Below are 16923 nucleotides of genomic sequence, written 5' to 3' on the forward strand. Positions count from 1 at the left end.
AGCCGAAAAACTTCAGTAAACACTTTTAATTGGTGATGGATGCTAAAGGAAGTGACAATTAAGGTGTACACTTTTTTTTAAACGACCACCTACTATAGCAGGTGGTCGTTTAAGCTTTTTAATTAAAAACCTTATCTATCACATCCAATTCCGTCTCCATCCCGGTCTAAATGTTTGGCATATCCTGGTTCGCCTTTATGAATTGGTGCAACACCAGCTTCTCTAACAGCTGTACAATTTTTATAACTTACAGTCGCTGCAGCTTCTTCTTCGCTTTCTGCTGCTATTCGGTCAGCTTCTTCTTTCTCCTTTTTCTCTTCAGCAAGAAGGGCCGCTTCTTCCTTTTTCTTTTTCTCTTCAGCAAGACGGGTAGCTTCTTCTTTTTTTCTTTTTTCTTCAGCAATTCGGGCCGTTTCTTCTTGTTTCTTTTTTTCCTCGGCTAGACGTGCAGCTTTCTCTTGTTTCTTTTTTTCGCTTACTTGTTCTTTGTTTTGTACCTGTTCATCTTTTGTTTCTGTGGATATTGTTGAAGCTTTTGATTCTTCAGTATCTTCAGAGAAGATTAGTATTCCTGAAAAAAGCAAAATAAACAGATAAGTGAGGGAAGCAATTGACTTCTTCCACCATTTACCGCTCCGAAATCCTAAAATTTTTTTATACCTCCTTCGAGTTTTAATAATAAAAGCAATGCCCATTTGAGTTAAAATGGATTCAAATTGCTTTCCTTCACTATTTAATACCAGCTTTCCTTCTTGCCCTGAAATCTCTGTTTTGAAAGCGAAGTGGTCGAGCTGCATTCCGTTAAAAAATCCAAAATACCATGTTCTTATCAACTTGGCATTGTGCTTTTTGTTATCATAATGATATAAAAGAACATCTTTATCAATAACAATGAAATTTCCTTCTTTTTGTTTGTGTTGATAAAATCCTTCTACTATTAGTTGAGCATGAGGATGTATTTCTTTTAACAACCTAGTCCCATTTTTGGAAAGTCCCATATCGTCCCGTTTAAGAAGAAATGGCGTAATCTTAATATTTTTCTTCTTTAAATCGTCCAAGCGCGTTTCATGAAGAAAATATTCAAAATCATGGGTAACTGTTGTTAGTATCTCAATGTTAGGATCATATAATTTTTGTTCAAGTATATCTAGAAATTCTTGTGTATCATCATTTTTCTTTAAATCATCAAAGTCAAGTTGAAAGCGACCTATAAATAAGATCAATCTTTGTTCATTTTTATCTTTTCCGTCTGTTTGTAATTTAAAGTCATTTATCTCAATGAGATTATATACATGCTGTTCATTCTTTCCAAAAAACATGAATCGCTGATTTGTAATAACAAGTAATCCATTAACTTCATTTCCGCTTTTTTTATCAAACTCTGCTTCAATAACCTTTAAGACAACTTCATCGGAATGAAGGTAGTTTATTTCTACTTGTCGCATCATGTTTTCAAACTTACTAATAATCGATTTTTGTATAATAGTAGGTTTATTACCAATCCATTTCTGCATGATCTCCCCCTGCGTTTTGAGTAATTTTTCCATTCATATATTTATTATAAATGTTGTTAAATAATTTTGGTACTATTTAAATAAGATTGTTATCCGAGAGCAAGAAAAAGCCTTAAGTTTATTGCCTAACTATGGGCTTTTTTATTTTTCAGTTCCGGCTCAGCTAATTCAGGGAATTGGAAATTTGAAATAAGTGTCCAAATCGGTTCAGGATCGAGGTTAAAGAAACCGAATCAAACTGGTTTTTCAGTTGAATCCTATTTTTAAAAAGGAAATAGAGGCTGTTTCGTCGAAAGTGTAAAGAAAATGGAATGAGGAGTTATTATCGTATGCTATCCATGGACATTGAGGATAAGAAAGACCTATTGTTTTTTGATTATATCCCTGCCGTTACGGCTGTAATAAAGAAAAACGGGGAAATCATTTATTTTAATAAAAGAGCCGCCGAATTTTTTGATGCAGAAAATAATGATTTTCAAGGTTTTCCTTTCGTGAACGAAAAGGATGAGGAATATCTCCTTTCATGGATAAGAACGGAACAGAGTACTGAAAGAAATTCTAGAGAAATCCAAGTCCGGGTAAGCGGTGAGAATAGGTGGGTAACCTTTAAGCACAGCTCGATTAAGTTTAAACAGTATGGGGATTGTCATATTCTTACTTTTTTTGACGTTACTTCTTATAAAGAGACGTATTCTCTGTTAAATATAAAGAAAAAGACAATAAAAATGATATTGAAAGGAGGATCATTGTCATTCGTTTTGAACAAGTTATCACTTTTAGTGGAGGAACTGCTCCATAAACAATTACATACTGGAGTCATGTTCCTGGATGAAGCGAAAGAACACTTGCATGTCGCTGCTTCCCCTACACTTCCGCGGTCTTTTATTAATCGAATTAACGGAGTTAAGTATACACCTACTCTGGGTTCATGCGGTCCTGCGATTTTTACCAATAAGATGGCTATTTGTACTGATATAGCAACAGATCGAAATTGGGAAAGCAGCAGGGATATGGCCCTTGAGCATGGCATACACTCGTCATGGTCTTTTCCGATTATAATAGACAATGAATCAATCGGGACTTTTAGCATGTACCATTCTAAGCCATATTCTCCTACTAAGTTTGAGAGAGAAGTTTTAGAAACATGCTCTTATATAATTGGACTGGCGGTCGAAAGAGACAGAAGGAAGAAAGTGGCTGAATCCTATGCAGAACAAACCCTTGGAACCCTAAGTAATTCGATTAAAGACATTGTCATTTTTAAAGATCAAACAGGAAACTGGGTTGAAACCAATCATGCACTTAAGAAAAACATTAGAGCAGAAGGGTATTGCTTTTCTGGTAAAAGTGAAGAGGAATTAATAGCCACTTTCCCTGAAAATAAGCCTTTTTTTCTGGGGATTAAGAATCTAACAGACGATACACTCCATTCCAAACAAACTTGCCGAAAAGAAATCTCCATTAAAAGTCAAGGAAGAAATTTTATCTACGATTTTAAAACAGCGCCGTTACCACACAAAAAAGGCGTTTTGTTAATTGGCAGGGATGTCACTGAAAAGACAAAAATTAAAGAGGAACTAGAAACGACAAAAATGGAGTTGGAGAACACATTAAAACTACAAAAAGCGATAACTTGTAAATTTGAAAAATCCGGGGATACGTTCAAGGTGACGATGGCCAAAGGCGATGGCCTATATAACTTTGGTCTCGATGAAACAAAAATGGTTAATCGTACACTTGAAGAAATTTTTCCGGCGAACAAAATAGTACAGATTAAGGAATATCTGGATAAGGTATGGGCAGGAGAGGAAATACTGGGCGAAGATGACCTGAATGGTGTCTATTTTATCGCATCTATCAAACCCTCCTACAAGAATAATATGGTTACGGAAATTATACTATCCGCCATGGATATTACCGGTTTCAAAGCAATAGAAAACAAGCTCAAGGAAAGCAGGAGACGCTATCAATCCCTTGTGAAGAACAGTCCAGATGCAATTTATTACCAAAACCTGGATGGCGAAATATTAGAAGCCAATAAAGCTTCGGGAAAAATAACTGGCTATAAAGTCAGGGAGCTACAGAATATGCCTTTTCAGAATTATGTAAAAAAGGAGTATCACGAATCGACCATTTACCATTTAAGAAAAGCCATTGACGGAATTCCACAACGGTATGAGACCTCTTTGATAACCAAAAGCGGTGAATCTTGTTACCTTTCAGTAACCAAAATACCAGTCATTGAAAACGGCAACGTATCAGGCGTCTTTGGGATTGCAAAGGATATTACCAATGAAAAGAAAATCGTCGAAGAGCTAAAGAATACAAAGGAGCAGTTAGAATCATTTATCGAAAATACATCAGATGCAATTATCATCATGGATTTACGTGGTACCATCTTAAAGGTCAATTATGCTTTTGAAAGGACGTTCGGATGGAGCAAGACAGAAGCCAAAGGTCAAAATATCGAAATTATTCAACAGGAAAGAAAGTATAAATTTAATAAGTATGTTAAGAGTATGTTTGAAGGCAAAAGAATGAGTGATTGCGAAACTGTCTGCTGCCATAAGCTAGGGCATTCCCTTGAAATAAGCCTTACTCTTGGTGCCATACGGGATAAAAAAGGAAATGTCATTGCTTTATCATCAATTATGAGAGACATCACGGATCGAAAGAAAACAGAAGATTTACTAAGAAAAGCCGAGCAGCTGGCTATGATTGGACAACTTGCAGCAGGCGTTGCCCATGAAATCCGAAATCCATTAACTTCGCTTAACGGCTTTTTGCAGCTCATAAACGAAATGCTTGGTAAAAATGAATATATTGCCGTCATGCGGGATGAATTAAAACGGATTGAATTTATAACAAATGAATTTCTTTCTCTTGCTAAACCACAAGTAAAGCTATTCCAGAAGAAGGATATTTCACTTATTATTGATGGAGTAGTAAAAATTGCAGGGATACAAGCGGTTATAAAAAACATCGTTATTACTCCTGAATATGCTTCAGTCTTGCCACTGATCGAATGCGACGAAAACCAATTAAAACAAGTGTTCCTAAACATCTTGAAAAACGCGATTGAATCAATGGGAAGCGGCGGCCAGATTCATATCTATACAAAGGTGAGTAAGGGATTTGTGCAGATAAATGTAATCGATTACGGCTGTGGCATCCCGGAAGAGAGACTCAAGCATTTAGGTGAACCTTTTTACAGCACAAAAGAAAAAGGAACAGGCTTGGGCCTGATGATCAGTAAAAAAATCATCACTGAACATAAGGGACAATTATTAATCAACAGTACAGAGGGGATTGGTACCACTATTACAGTGTTGTTGCCGTACATTCAGTAAATTTATTCCGCTTGGTTTTACTTTAAGGTACTTGACCATCTTCCTTACGAATGATTTTATAAAGTATGCAAAGAAGCCTGACTTTGAAAATCAGGCTTCTTTGCATCTATTTGTTTTCGGTGACTTGGTCTACATATTGACATATTGTATACAAACAATTAAATTTGTATTCAAGATTAGAACCGAAGGGGGATACAAAACCATTTATGGAATTCATGGCAGAGCTATTGCCTTTTGACTAACTTTATTATTTGCCCATAGAAAATTAAAAGAAGAGAAAATTGCCATTTTAGAAATGAAAGCTTAAAAGAAAAAGAAATTCATAAAAAAATTGAGATGAAGAGTAAATGAATAATGGATTGCTAAAAGAAAAAACGATGAATCTTGCCGAACCCTGGCACATGTTATACTGGCTGATGTTCGCTCAGTTGATGGTTGCGTTTGTGGGAAGAAGTATAGGGCCTCTGGGAGCATTGATTGGATCTGATCTTTCTCTTTCTAAAGCTCAAATAGGACTGCTTCCTGCTGCCATGTTCCTAGGGCAAGCTACAGCTTCGATACCTGTTGGTTTCGTTGCAGACCGGATTGGTTCAAGAATATTACTGCTCTATCTTTCCTTTTGTTTAGGAATCAGTTTTATGTTACTGACGTTCCTATCTCTTTTTGGGGCTATGCTCTTCCTTATATTCATCGGCGGGCTTGGATATGGAGGAATGCATCCTGTTTCCAATAGGGGTATCATATACTGGTTTTCCCAAAAACAAAGAGGAACCGCTATGGGATTAAAACAAATGGGGGTAACAGGAGGCTCGGCGCTAGCAGCCCTTTTACTTCTCCCGCTGTCTGTATCGATTGGCTGGAGAACTGCCTTATTTATCGCCTGTCTGGTTTTATTGGCCTCGGGTGTTTTTTCCTATATGTATTACAGGGACAGCCCGGAAGGAATCGTGAACAGTACCGCTAGAAAGAAATCGTTTCCTTTTTACCGATCATTAGTAAATATGTTGCAAAATAAACCTCTCTTTCTCGTGAGTATTAGTGCAATGGGCTTAAGCGGTTCTCAAGTGTGCCTGAATACTTACATTGTCTTATTTGCCCATGAAAAGCTAGGTTTTTCCCTTTTTTTGTCGGGTCTGCTGTTTGCCATTTCGGAGGTAAGCGGTTCGATTGGAAGGATTGCCTGGGGGGCAATCAGTGATCGCTTTTTCAATGGGCAGCGTATAGGGATTTTGATGATCATAACTCTTATATCAGTCACATCAAGCGTAATCATTGCTGAATTGCCTTCAGGTACTCTTTATTGGGTTATGGTCCCTTTGATTGCTGTATTCGGTTTTGCTCTTTCAGGTTTTAACGGAATATGGATGAATCTTGCCAGTGAACTTGTTCCACGTGAATTATCCGGAATATCAAGTGGCTTTAGCATCACATTGGGATCTTTAGGCAACGTATTCATACCGCCGTTATTTGGATTAATGGTGGATGTGAACGGCAGCTTTACATTTGGCTGGCTCATGCTGGCCGGCGTATTGGCGATAGTGCTCGTTATTCTTTCCTTACTTTCTCACTTATTGAAAAGAACGGCCTCCAAATTATGATTGACAAATATAATCGCTTATTTTAATATAATATTAATATAATATTTTGTTTAATTTGAATATATATAATTAAACTTATCAAGAGTGACTGAGGGACCAGGCCCTATGAAGTCCGGCAACCTCCTTTTTTGGGAAAGGTGCTACCTCCTGCAGAATGATTTCATTCTGAAAGATAAGGCGATGAATAATCGGTGCTTCTTTCTGGATGGAAAGAAGCACTTTTATTTATATATGCCTAACCAGTTCTTATCTTTATAACAGCTTCATTGATAGGCGCTTACGCCTTTCCAACCAGGAGGAAATCTATGATTGAAATACAATCCTTAACCAAAAAGTATGTCACCAAGAAGCAAACGGTAATCGGGGTCGACAATGTATCGATTACAATCGAAAAGGGAGAAGTCTATGGGATCGTCGGTTATAGCGGTGCTGGCAAGAGTACGTTGCTTCGTTGCTTGAATCTCATTGAGAAACCGACAAAAGGGCGTGTTCTAGTCGATGGTATCGATTTGACTTCGTTGTCGGAGAAACAACTTCGCAGGGCAAGGCAAAAAATCGGGATGATTTTTCAGCAATTTTCGCTGATTAGTTCAAAAACGGTCTTTGAGAACGTAGCATTTGCGTTAAAGGCAGCGGGCCATTCGAAGCCCTACATTCAAAAGCGTGTCCTTGAACTTTTGGACATCGTCGGTTTGCAGGATAAAAAAGACATCTATCCTGCACACTTAAGCGGCGGGCAAAAACAACGGGTTGGGATAGCGCGGGCACTGGCAAACAATCCAACCGTCCTTTTATGCGATGAGGCAACTTCTGCCCTGGATCCGACTACAACGAAATCGATCCTGCAATTATTGAAGAAAATTAACCAGGAGCTTGGAATAACCATTGTGTTGATAACCCATGAAATGGAAGTAGTCAAGGATCTTTGCCACCGGGTTGCGGTGATGCAGGAGGGAAGATTGATTGAAGAAGGTCCCGCCTATGAAATCTTCTCCAATCCACGAGAACCGCTGACCAAGCAATTTATTACTAGTATTTTAGATTTTGACCTTCCGGAAACATTAATTAAGGAAAGCAAAGGAACGATCATTAAGATTCAGTTCGAAGGCAAGACTGCGGGTGATGCGATTTTGTCTGACACGCTTCAAAAATTCCCCATCAAAGGCAACATTCTTCATGGCAAAATCGAGTATATTCAAAATGATCCACTCGGTATTTTGATCATTGAATTTTCTGGAGAAAGCAAGGAAGTTGCAGCTGCCATCGAATACATCAAAGAACGTACAGGCTCTTTGGAGGTGATTGCCCATGCTGCTTAATACGATTACGACTTTACTGCCGGATCTTAATAAAGCTTTTTTCGAAACTATTTACATGGTTGGGATTGCTCTAGTGATCGCTTTATTGGCAGGTTTACCAATCGGGATATTGTTATTTATAACGAGCCGGAATCTATTTCTGGATAATAAAGCAGTGAATGCCATTTTTGGTTTTGTTGTGAATATAGTTCGTTCAGTTCCATATATTATTCTCTTAGTAGCCTTATTACCCTTGACCAATTTACTGACTGGGTCTACGATTGGTCCTACTGCTGCTTCTGTTTCTCTCTCTGTTGCTGCGATTCCTTTTTTTGCAAGGTTAGTAGAGACCTCGTTGAGAGAAATTGACAAAGGGGTCATTGAGGCTGCAGTTGCGGTTGGTGCTTCCCGGTGGATGATTATTAAAGAAGTCCTGCTTCCAGAAGCAAAGTCAGGAATTCTTCAAGGCTTTACCATCACAACCATATCCCTGATCGGCTACTCAGCAATGGCGGGAATTGTCGGCGGCGGTGGGATCGGCGATCTGGCCATCCGGTTTGGATATTACCGCTATGACAACACGGTTATGGTTACAACTGTAATTATCTTGATTTGCCTGGTGCAAATCATTCAATATTCAGGAGACAAGTTCTCTCATTTAGTTGACAAAAGGTAGTTTTTCCATTTGGCTTTAATTGCATAAAGCATTATTACTTTATCTCTTCACAACATGATAGCAATACTAGGAGGAAATTATGAGAAAAATCAGTGCACTATTATTGGTACTTATACTGGCTTTTACTCTGGGAGCTTGCGGCAAGGATAGTTCGACAGCTTCTTCAGAAAAGAAGGAAATTAAAATTGGGGCGACAAGCGGACCATACGCAGATATGGTGAAAAAAGCAATTGCTCCACAGCTTGAGAAAGATGGATATAAAGTAGAAGTGGTCGAGTTCAATGATTATATGCAGCCAAATATCTCGCTTGGCAATAGTTCCATTGACGCAAATCTGTTCCAGCATAAGATTTATATGGAGACATTTGCTAAAGAGCATAAATTAAAATTGTCCGAGCTCATTATTGTTCCGACTGCCCCAATGGGTATTTATTCCGACAAACTAAAAGATCTAAACGAAATCAAGAAGGGAACGACGATTGCCGTACCAAACGATCCGACGAACCTTGCTAGAGCTTTAAAAATATTGGAGGATGCCGGAATCATTAAACTGGACCCAGCTGCCGATCCGCTGACCATTTCGGAAAAAGATGTGACTGACAATCCAAAAGGCCTTGTTTTCAAACCATTAGAAGCAGCACAGCTTCCACGTGCAGTTGAAAGTGTTGATTTATCGGCTGTTCCAGGAAACTTTGCACTGGCTGCAAAAATGGATCTTCTGGAGGCACTTCAGTTGGAAGACATGCCAGAGGAATATCGAAACCGGGTTGTCGTTAATAAAAAAGATCTAAACAGCGACTTTGCTAAAGCTATCAAAAAAGCGGTAGAATCGGATGAATTTGAAAAAACGATTGATAGTGAATTCAAAGGATTTGGCAAGCCGGAGTGGATGGGGAAATAACCCCTCGTTCCGATTTAGATTAATTAAATGGTTTATCAAAGAGATGTGCTAAAAGGGCATCTACCAATTACTGCACTCAGGCTGTCAGGGTTTCTTGACAGTCTGAAAGTCTAATTGAGCTTGCAATGTTTTTTCACTAATTCAAAAATAATGTAACAGCCAAATTAGGTTGTAGTTTCTTTTATAGATTAATCTCATATTGCTTTAGCCGGTCATAAAACGTTTGCCGAGATATACCCAGGATCTTAATTGCTTTTGAGCGGTTATATCCAGAACGTTCTAATGCTTCTATAATTAATTTCTTTTCAATTTTTCCCACATGATAATTAAGATTAAGAGTATTAGATTCTTCGTGGTGATCAGAAGGATCTACCCTATATTTTATCGGAACAGTTGATAGCTGTTTTCCAAAATCGTTCACTTTATCTATAAATGTTATAGGTAAGTCGGAAGTTTTGATTTCCTCATATTCACACATTATAACGGCATGTTCTAGTGCATGTTTTAGTTCACGAACGTTACCCTGAAGTGGATGATTGATTAAAAGAGTTTCGGCTTCATCACTAAGGGTTAACCTTTTTCCATAATGATTATTTAATTCTACGAGTGTTTGTTGGACAATCGCTTTTATGTCCATTTTTCTTGCCCTTAAAGGAGGAATTTCAAATGATGTTCCGTTAATTCGGTAGTATAAATCTTCACGGAACTTTCCTTCCTTTATCATTAACTCAAGATTTTGATGTGTTGCTGTAATTATTCTTACATCTAAGGGAATAGCATCATTACCACCAACTCTTACCATCTCTTTTTGTTGCAAAACTCTTAATAATTTAGCCTGAAGATTGTAATTCATATCTCCAATTTCATCGAGAAATATAGAACCCCCCTTAGCCAGTTCAAACTTACCTTTTTTACCGTTCTTTTTAGCTCCTGTAAATGCACCTTCTTCATATCCGAACAATTCACTTTCCATTAATGATTCAGGAATAGCTGCACAGTTAACTGTGATAAAAGGTCCTTCTGCTTTAAGGGAACTTTCATGGATGGCTATCGCTATTAGTTCTTTTCCTACTCCACTTTCACCTCTTATTAAAATAGGTATGTCCGTCGATGCGGCCTTTAATATTTTGAATATGATTTTACACATTGGGCTATCTGGTGCAACTATGAAATCTGAAAATGTATATGGAAGTTGAGTAGAGTACTCCAATTTAATCTCTAGCATGTTTACATATCTTTTTAGATCTTCGTATGCATCCGTTAATCGTTGCAGTTCCTGGTCATCTTTGAGGGTAGATATTGCACCGATTACCGTATTTTTAACAATTATAGGTGAAGCATCAACTATGAAATTCTTTTTCTTCCATTTAGAATGTTTTCCAATTTGGGGAGTCTTTGTTGTCAGAGCTTTATATATTACAGAGTCTGGAATAATACTAGTCATATGATGACCAATCCAATCATTGGGGGCAGTATCAAATATGTTAGCCGCAAATCGATTGATAAAAAGTAACTTCCCATTTCTATCACATATTAAAATTCCAACATGAATCTCATTAAGAATATCCGGATGAAAAAGAATTTGTTCCTTATCAAATATAAATCCCTTCATATAGATACCCCCTTTACTACTTTTATAATATACAAATAACTAAATACTGTCTATTAACTATACAATATCTAAAATCCAGACAGAAGATGTCTAAATTCTAGATATTGTTATCTTTATTTAAATTCTGAAACTCTTTCTTACTAAAGGTAGTGTAATTTCCAAGGTGAGATTGATTGACTGTTTATCACGTTTTTTTAATTGGGTGTGAAAAATGTTATGTATTCTTATCGAATTGGCACGTTTTTTGCATTTAAATCATGTAACTTCCAAAGTGGAAGTGACTAAATACTTTTCACGCTATTAAAATTTAAATGGGAGGTAATAAAATCTATGGAATTTGGAACATTTAGGTCTCAGACCCGAATTGTACATGGAGTTGGAAGTAGTTGTAGAACAGGGACTGAGGCCCTCGAATTAGGTATGAAAAAAATATTAATACTGACAGACCCGATCATTAGAAAAGTAGGATGTACTAAAGAAATTGAGGTTGGTTTAAAAGATGAAGGGATACCTTACATCATCTATGACCACGTAAGCGTCGACCCGGGAATAGAAGAAGTAGAACACGTAGTTACATTGGTTCAGGGAGAAGGTATTGATGGAATCATTGCCGTCGGTGGAGGAAGTGTAATTTGCTGTGCAAAAGCAGTGGCTTTACTTCTAACCAATCCAGGTGATTTACGAGAATTCGAAGGCAGGTTCAAAGCTGATGTACCATTATTTCCATTGATTTGTGTACCGACTACTGCGGGTTCTGGATCGGAAGTATCCCCAAATTTTCTAATTTCCGACAAAGAAAAAAATTGGAAAATGACATTTTTCGGTGATTATTATGCTAAGTTAGCCATTTTAGACCCGTTACTTTTAAAAAGTCTACCAAGTGGACCTGCAATTAATGCATCACTTGATGCACTTACACATGCCATTGAAGCATATTTATCCAATCAATCCAGTTTATTCAGTGATGCTTTAGCTCTCCAAGCAGCATCATTAATCTATAAAAATATTGTAGAATCCAGTTTAACAGATGATATTGATGCTAAGCATACTGTTCTTATTGCAAGCACAATGGCCAATATTGCATGTGGTAATGCTGGATTAACCTTGGTACACGCAGTGACATATGGTTTACCCGAATTGGAACATGGTTTTGCCTGTGGAGTAATGCTGCCTTACGTAATGGAATTTAATCGCACTGCTTGTATTGAAAGAATGGCAGACTTAGCAATCGCTTTTGGGTGTGAGCCCTACGGTAAATCAAAAGATGAACTATCTATTGAATGCATAGAAAAAATTAAAGAGCTCTATCAAAAATTATCGTTTGTAGATCAACTTCCTGATAAGGTTGATCGAAACAACATTTCAGAAATAATTGAGGGTACTTTAAATGCTCCAATGATTCATTTTAATATACGACAGCCATCAAAGTCAGATATTAAACTTATGATCGAATCAGCATTTGATGGATGGAGAGGGAATGAAGTAGAGGAATCTGTCCTTTAGGGATTTTATAAGTTTAACTATTTTACTAAGGAGAGTGAGTACATTATGAACACAGCGGAAAAAACGATTTACAAACCAATTTATACAAGCACTAAGAAATATAAAATGTTTATTAATAATGAATGGGTTGACAGCGCTTCTAAAGAAACTATTCAATCTATCAATCCTTATACTGGCGAAGTCTGGGCAGAAATCCCAAGTGGAAATAAAAGTGATATAGATATCGCTGTAGCGGCTGCAAAAAAAGCATTTTCTGAAGGAGAGTGGCCGAAATTAACTGGGAGCCAACGTGGAGATTTACTGCGTCGTCTAGGAGATTTAATTAAACAAAATGCTGAAAAGCTAGCAGTAACCGAAGTTGTTGATAATGGAAAAGTTATCAATGAAATGCTAGGTCAATTGAAAGCGCTCCCAGGGTGGTGTTATTATTATGCTGGATTTGCGGATAAAATTCATGGTGAAACCATCCCTGTAGAAGTTCCAAATATGATTAACTATACGGTTCGAGAGCCGCTGGGTGTGATAGGGGCAATCGTACCTTGGAATTCACCACTATTGCTCACTCTTTGGAAACTAAGTCCAGCTCTTGCAACTGGAAATACAATGGTTATCAAACCGTCAGAAATCACATCAGCCTCAACGTTGGAACTTGCTGAACTTATTAAGGAGGCAGGATTCCCACCTGGTGTTGTCAATATAGTAACTGGTTATGGAAAGACTGCTGGGGAATCCTTAGCTAGACACCCTGATGTAAGGAAAATTGCCTTTACTGGTTCAACGGAAACAGGGAAACAAATCATTCGGAATTCAGCGGACCATTTTGCTCGTGTATCTTTGGAGTTGGGTGGAAAATCACCAAATATTATCTTTGAAGATGCTGATATAAAAAACTCAGTTAATGGGGTTTTAGCCGGTGTTTTTGCTGCGACGGGTCAAACGTGCATGGCTGGTTCTCGAGTTTTTATTCATGAATCGATTTATCAAGAATTTGTTGAGAAACTAATCAAACGCACCCGGACGATTCGATTAGGTAATCCGCTCGATCCTACAACAGAGATGGGAACGATTGCTTTTGAAGGCCAGTGTACTAAGGTACTAAATTATATAGAGCTTGGAAAACGAGAAGGGGCGAAACTCTTATTGGGAGGAAAGCGACCTTCGGATTCTGAGTTGGCAAAAGGCTTGTTTATAGAACCTACCATTTTTGGTGATGTTCGTAACGAAATGCGGATTGCACAGGAAGAAATATTTGGGCCTGTTGTTTGTCTAATTCCTTTTACTGATGAAGAAGAGGTTGTAAAATTAGCCAACGATACGATGTATGGTCTAGCAGCGGCAGTTTGGACGAAAGATGTACAACGGTCTCATCGAGTTGCTTCAAAAATAGAAGCTGGTACAGTTTGGATTAATAACTATCGAAAAGTATCCTTTAGTTCCCCTTATGGAGGCTACAAAGCAAGTGGGATTGGGCGTGAGAACGGTTCTGAGGTAATACATGAGTATACTCAAGTAAAAAGTGTTTGGGTTGACATGGGAAATGAAATCACAGATCCATTCAAAATATTGTAAAGGATTTTCTAAATACAGTTTATGAACGTTCTCTTTCAGCCAAATGTCCGGTATCACCGACTAAAAACAGGAATTTCATGATTTCACATCCCCAAGCGTAGGTATCGCTGTCTAGCGTGCTTGACCTTCGTCGCATATGTCATGAGATTCTGGATGACAGTTCGAGTTAGATAAAATTAATCTTTCCACCTGTTTAGGAAATCGAGGTGGGAGAACTTAGTGGGGTGAAGGAATGGAAATTAATAAGAGGATGCGATTAAGGATTATAGCAGCTAGTTTACTCGGTACAACCATAGAATGGTATGATTTTTTCTTATATGGAACTGCTGCATCATTAGTGTTTGGTGGATTATTTTTCCCTAAATCAGACCCTGATGTAGCACTTTTACTATCATATGCTACCTTTGTAGTGGCTTTTGTAGCACGCCCTTTAGGAAGTGTGATTTTCAGTTATATAGGAGATAGAATCGGCAGGAAAGCTCCATTAATCATAACTCTTACAGGAATGGGGATAATTACGACTTTAATAGGATTATTGCCAGGATATAATTCAATCGGTTTTTGGGCTCCATTACTTCTCATCATTTTGCGTTTTCTGCAAGGTATCGCTATGGGTGGGGAGTGGGGAGGAGTAGTCGTATTTATGAACGAACATTCTCCGAAGGGAAAAAGAGGATTCTACGGTGGTTTACCAAACCTGGGTGTTCCATTAGGACTTCTTTTATCTACCGCAGCAATGAGCTTGATGACAATAGTGGCAAAAGGTGATGCTTTTATTGAGTGGGGATGGAGAATTCCTTTTATTGCAAGTGTTGTATTAGTAGGAATTGGTTTTTGGATAAGGTCAGGCATACCTGAGTCATTGGTATTTCAAGAAGCAAAAGAGTCAAATAACTTATCAAAATACCCTTTAAGAGATGCAGTAAAATACCATTGGGTTTCTATTTTGAAATTAGTTGGTGTTAAATTTGGTGAAAACGTTTGGTATTACATTATAACAACCTATGTAATATCATATGCAACTGGCCTCGGATATTCTAGTGGTTCGGTTTTAAACGTCATTAACATAGCAGCATTACTGACAGTGTTTACGTTGTTAGGGGCTTCATATTTAACGGATTTTGTAAGTAGACGGAGTATGTATATCGCTGGGGCCACAGCAACAATCCTTTTCGCAATCCCATATTTTTATTTAGTTGGTCAATCATACTCAGGATTTGTAATTGTAACAATCATAGCACTATCTGTTATATGGCCATTCATGATAACAGTTCAAGGCAGTTTATTTCCACAAGCGTTTCCAACAAATGTGAGATATACAGGGGTTTCCCTTGTATACGGTATTACGGCGCCTTTAGTCGGTCTTGCCCCTTTTATCGCAACATATTTAAATAATCGTTTCGATAGTTATATTGCAATTGCAATATACCTAATGGTCGCCGGAGTTATATCTCTAGTATCGGTATTTTCATTACATTTAAAAATGAATAAGAAAGAAATCGAGAACGACTTTCAGAAAGCCTCAAAAGTAGTGTTGAAGTGACTGGTCCTAGGTAGTATTGAATGCCGTCCGGTAGAATTCGAACTGAGCCCTTTTCGAGAGTGGTAGATAGCAATCCATTATAAAGAAAAGGGCCATCGCTCCAGTAGCACTTCATGAATCCGAGCTTAATAGATATAAATTTTGAGAAACTTGCTATACGAGGAGTGGAGATATGAAGATTATTGATCTTTCTCAGGAAGTGTTCCAAGGTCAGCCGGTCTATCCGGGGCATCAACCGACTGTGATCTTTCCGATGACCAATTTGCTGCAAAAAGATGATGGGAAATGGACATTTGCGGTGAACACCATTCTAATGTCAGAACATGCCGGTACCCATACGGATTCATTTATACACATGGATCCGAATCCAGATGCTAAATCAATTGAAGAGCTCCGATTAGAGAAATTCTTAGGCCACGCAGTCTGTCTGGATGTTAGTCATGTACCCGACTCCGAGTTCATCACCCGGCCAGATTTGGAAAAAGCCTGTAAGGATGCGAAGCTGACTATAGCTGAGGGAGGGACAGTTCTTCTGTATACCGGTACATATGAACGCCATTTTCCGAAGCCGGTTTATAACCAAAAAAACTCCGGGCTGGACCGTGAATCGGCCGAATGGTTAGCGGATCAGGGGGTGGTTAATATCGGCATCGATTCCGTGAGTATTGATGTGAGTCCCCATAAAGGTGAGGAGTGGAAACCTGCCCATACTGTTTGCAGGGAGCGAGGGATATTAAATACAGAGAACTTAGGTGATCTCCGACCTGTTGCGGGAAAAAGCTTCTTTTATATAGGACTGCCGTTGAAAATACACAAGGGAACTGCAGGACCGACAAGAGCAGTCGCCTTAATGGACGCACAAATCAACATGGAATAAGGAGGGTGTCAAAATGATCATTGAGAATAAATTTGAAGTGATAGCGAAACAAGAAGATGTATGGGCTTTCCTGATGGATACGCAGACGTTGGCTGGTTGTCTGCCTGGTTGTGAGGAGGTAAATGATCTAGGTGACGGAGTCTATCAAGCTGTTGCCGTTGTAAAGATTGCCTTTATGAAGCTCAAGTTTAACTTGAATGTTCAGATTACTGATATGAATCCTCCGCAAGAGTTGCTATCTGAGGTAGACGGGAAGCCAATGTCTCTGGTCGGGCAATTAAAGGTAAAGGCAAGAATGAACCTGAATCGGGTAGAAGAGGCTGCTACTGAGATTCATTACCACATGGATATGAGCTTGACAGGGAAATTAGGGTCTTTAGGGCAGTCAGCTTTTAGATCCAAAGCCACTGAGATGGGAACTGAGTTCGCTGAAAATATACGCAAATCATTAGAATTAAGCAGTTCAGCAAAAGGGTGAAACT

Annotated in this window: 12 protein-coding genes and 1 riboswitch; of the genes, 10 read left to right on the forward strand and 2 right to left on the reverse strand. The window is 38.3% G+C overall.

What is annotated here, in order from left to right; all coding sequences use genetic code 11:
- Positions 1–131 precede the first annotated feature (131 nt).
- Positions 132–1514, reverse strand: coding sequence for an excalibur calcium-binding domain-containing protein (locus ELQ35_RS05000; RefSeq protein WP_126863736.1), 1383 nt, complete (start codon positions 1512–1514; stop codon positions 132–134).
- A 329-nt stretch (positions 1515–1843) separates the two neighbouring features.
- Between ELQ35_RS05000 and ELQ35_RS05005 the strand changes: the two genes are divergently transcribed.
- From ELQ35_RS05005 to ELQ35_RS05025, 5 genes are all read left to right on the forward strand, one after another.
- Positions 1844–4864 (forward strand): PAS domain S-box protein, encoded by a 3021-nt coding sequence (locus ELQ35_RS05005; RefSeq protein WP_185861669.1) that lies wholly within the window; start codon positions 1844–1846, stop codon positions 4862–4864.
- 347 nt (positions 4865–5211) lie between these two features.
- The gene (locus ELQ35_RS05010) at positions 5212–6462 is read left to right on the forward strand and encodes an MFS transporter (RefSeq protein WP_126863738.1); all 1251 of its coding nucleotides are present in this window, start codon (positions 5212–5214) and stop codon (positions 6460–6462) included.
- A gap of 72 nt (positions 6463–6534) precedes the next feature.
- Positions 6535–6641, forward strand: a riboswitch (SAM riboswitch).
- Between the two features lie 126 nt (positions 6642–6767).
- The gene (locus tag ELQ35_RS05015; protein ID WP_126863739.1) at positions 6768–7781 is read left to right on the forward strand and encodes a methionine ABC transporter ATP-binding protein; all 1014 of its coding nucleotides are present in this window, start codon (positions 6768–6770) and stop codon (positions 7779–7781) included.
- Positions 7771–8436 carry a methionine ABC transporter permease gene (locus ELQ35_RS05020; RefSeq protein WP_126863740.1) on the forward strand — a complete coding sequence of 222 codons (666 nt, stop codon included), beginning with the start codon at positions 7771–7773 and terminating at the stop codon, positions 8434–8436. Before ELQ35_RS05015 ends, ELQ35_RS05020 begins: the two co-directional genes overlap by 11 nt.
- 79 nt (positions 8437–8515) lie before the next feature.
- On the forward strand, positions 8516–9337 hold the full coding sequence (locus tag ELQ35_RS05025) for a MetQ/NlpA family ABC transporter substrate-binding protein (protein WP_126863741.1): 822 nt from the start codon (positions 8516–8518) through the stop codon (positions 9335–9337).
- A 181-nt stretch (positions 9338–9518) separates the two neighbouring features.
- Here the strand turns inward: ELQ35_RS05025 and ELQ35_RS05030 are convergent, their stop codons facing one another.
- Positions 9519–10949 (reverse strand): sigma-54 interaction domain-containing protein, encoded by a 1431-nt coding sequence (locus ELQ35_RS05030; protein WP_126863742.1) that lies wholly within the window; start codon positions 10947–10949, stop codon positions 9519–9521.
- 330 nt (positions 10950–11279) lie between these two features.
- Here ELQ35_RS05030 and ELQ35_RS05035 point away from each other — a divergent pair, with 330 nt between their 5' ends.
- The 5 genes from ELQ35_RS05035 to ELQ35_RS05055 all read left to right on the forward strand — a co-directional run bounded on the left by ELQ35_RS05035 (position 11280) and on the right by ELQ35_RS05055 (position 16919).
- Positions 11280–12452, forward strand: coding sequence for an iron-containing alcohol dehydrogenase (locus ELQ35_RS05035; RefSeq protein ID WP_126863743.1), 1173 nt, complete (start codon positions 11280–11282; stop codon positions 12450–12452).
- A gap of 45 nt (positions 12453–12497) precedes the next feature.
- Positions 12498–14021 (forward strand): aldehyde dehydrogenase, encoded by a 1524-nt coding sequence (locus ELQ35_RS05040; RefSeq protein ID WP_126863744.1) that lies wholly within the window; start codon positions 12498–12500, stop codon positions 14019–14021.
- A gap of 232 nt (positions 14022–14253) precedes the next feature.
- Positions 14254–15564, forward strand: a complete 1311-nt coding sequence (locus ELQ35_RS05045) for an MFS transporter (RefSeq protein ID WP_126863745.1) — start codon at positions 14254–14256, stop codon at positions 15562–15564.
- 172 nt (positions 15565–15736) lie between these two features.
- Positions 15737–16441 (forward strand): cyclase family protein, encoded by a 705-nt coding sequence (locus ELQ35_RS05050; protein ID WP_126863746.1) that lies wholly within the window; start codon positions 15737–15739, stop codon positions 16439–16441.
- Positions 16442–16454: 13 nt separating this feature from the next.
- Positions 16455–16919, forward strand: coding sequence for an SRPBCC family protein (locus tag ELQ35_RS05055; RefSeq protein WP_126863747.1), 465 nt, complete (start codon positions 16455–16457; stop codon positions 16917–16919).
- Positions 16920–16923 lie beyond the last annotated feature (4 nt).

The sequence above is a fragment of the Peribacillus cavernae genome, from assembly GCF_003989135.1.
Lineage (GTDB): Bacteria > Bacillota > Bacilli > Bacillales > DSM-1321 > Peribacillus > Peribacillus cavernae.

What these genes read in the sequence shown, in the direction of transcription:
- ELQ35_RS05000 (WP_126863736.1), bottom strand. Translation starts at nt 1,514, where the DNA reads ATGCAGAAATGGATTGGTAATAAACCTACTATTATACAAAAATCGATT.
- ELQ35_RS05005 (WP_185861669.1), top strand. Translation starts at nt 1,844, where the DNA reads ATGCTATCCATGGACATTGAGGATAAGAAAGACCTATTGTTTTTTGAT.
- ELQ35_RS05010 (WP_126863738.1), top strand. Translation starts at nt 5,212, where the DNA reads ATGAATAATGGATTGCTAAAAGAAAAAACGATGAATCTTGCCGAACCC.
- ELQ35_RS05015 (WP_126863739.1), top strand. Translation starts at nt 6,768, where the DNA reads ATGATTGAAATACAATCCTTAACCAAAAAGTATGTCACCAAGAAGCAA.
- ELQ35_RS05020 (WP_126863740.1), top strand. Translation starts at nt 7,771, where the DNA reads ATGCTGCTTAATACGATTACGACTTTACTGCCGGATCTTAATAAAGCT.
- ELQ35_RS05025 (WP_126863741.1), top strand. Translation starts at nt 8,516, where the DNA reads ATGAGAAAAATCAGTGCACTATTATTGGTACTTATACTGGCTTTTACT.
- ELQ35_RS05030 (WP_126863742.1), bottom strand. Translation starts at nt 10,949, where the DNA reads ATGAAGGGATTTATATTTGATAAGGAACAAATTCTTTTTCATCCGGAT.
- ELQ35_RS05035 (WP_126863743.1), top strand. Translation starts at nt 11,280, where the DNA reads ATGGAATTTGGAACATTTAGGTCTCAGACCCGAATTGTACATGGAGTT.
- ELQ35_RS05040 (WP_126863744.1), top strand. Translation starts at nt 12,498, where the DNA reads ATGAACACAGCGGAAAAAACGATTTACAAACCAATTTATACAAGCACT.
- ELQ35_RS05045 (WP_126863745.1), top strand. Translation starts at nt 14,254, where the DNA reads ATGGAAATTAATAAGAGGATGCGATTAAGGATTATAGCAGCTAGTTTA.
- ELQ35_RS05050 (WP_126863746.1), top strand. Translation starts at nt 15,737, where the DNA reads ATGAAGATTATTGATCTTTCTCAGGAAGTGTTCCAAGGTCAGCCGGTC.
- ELQ35_RS05055 (WP_126863747.1), top strand. Translation starts at nt 16,455, where the DNA reads ATGATCATTGAGAATAAATTTGAAGTGATAGCGAAACAAGAAGATGTA.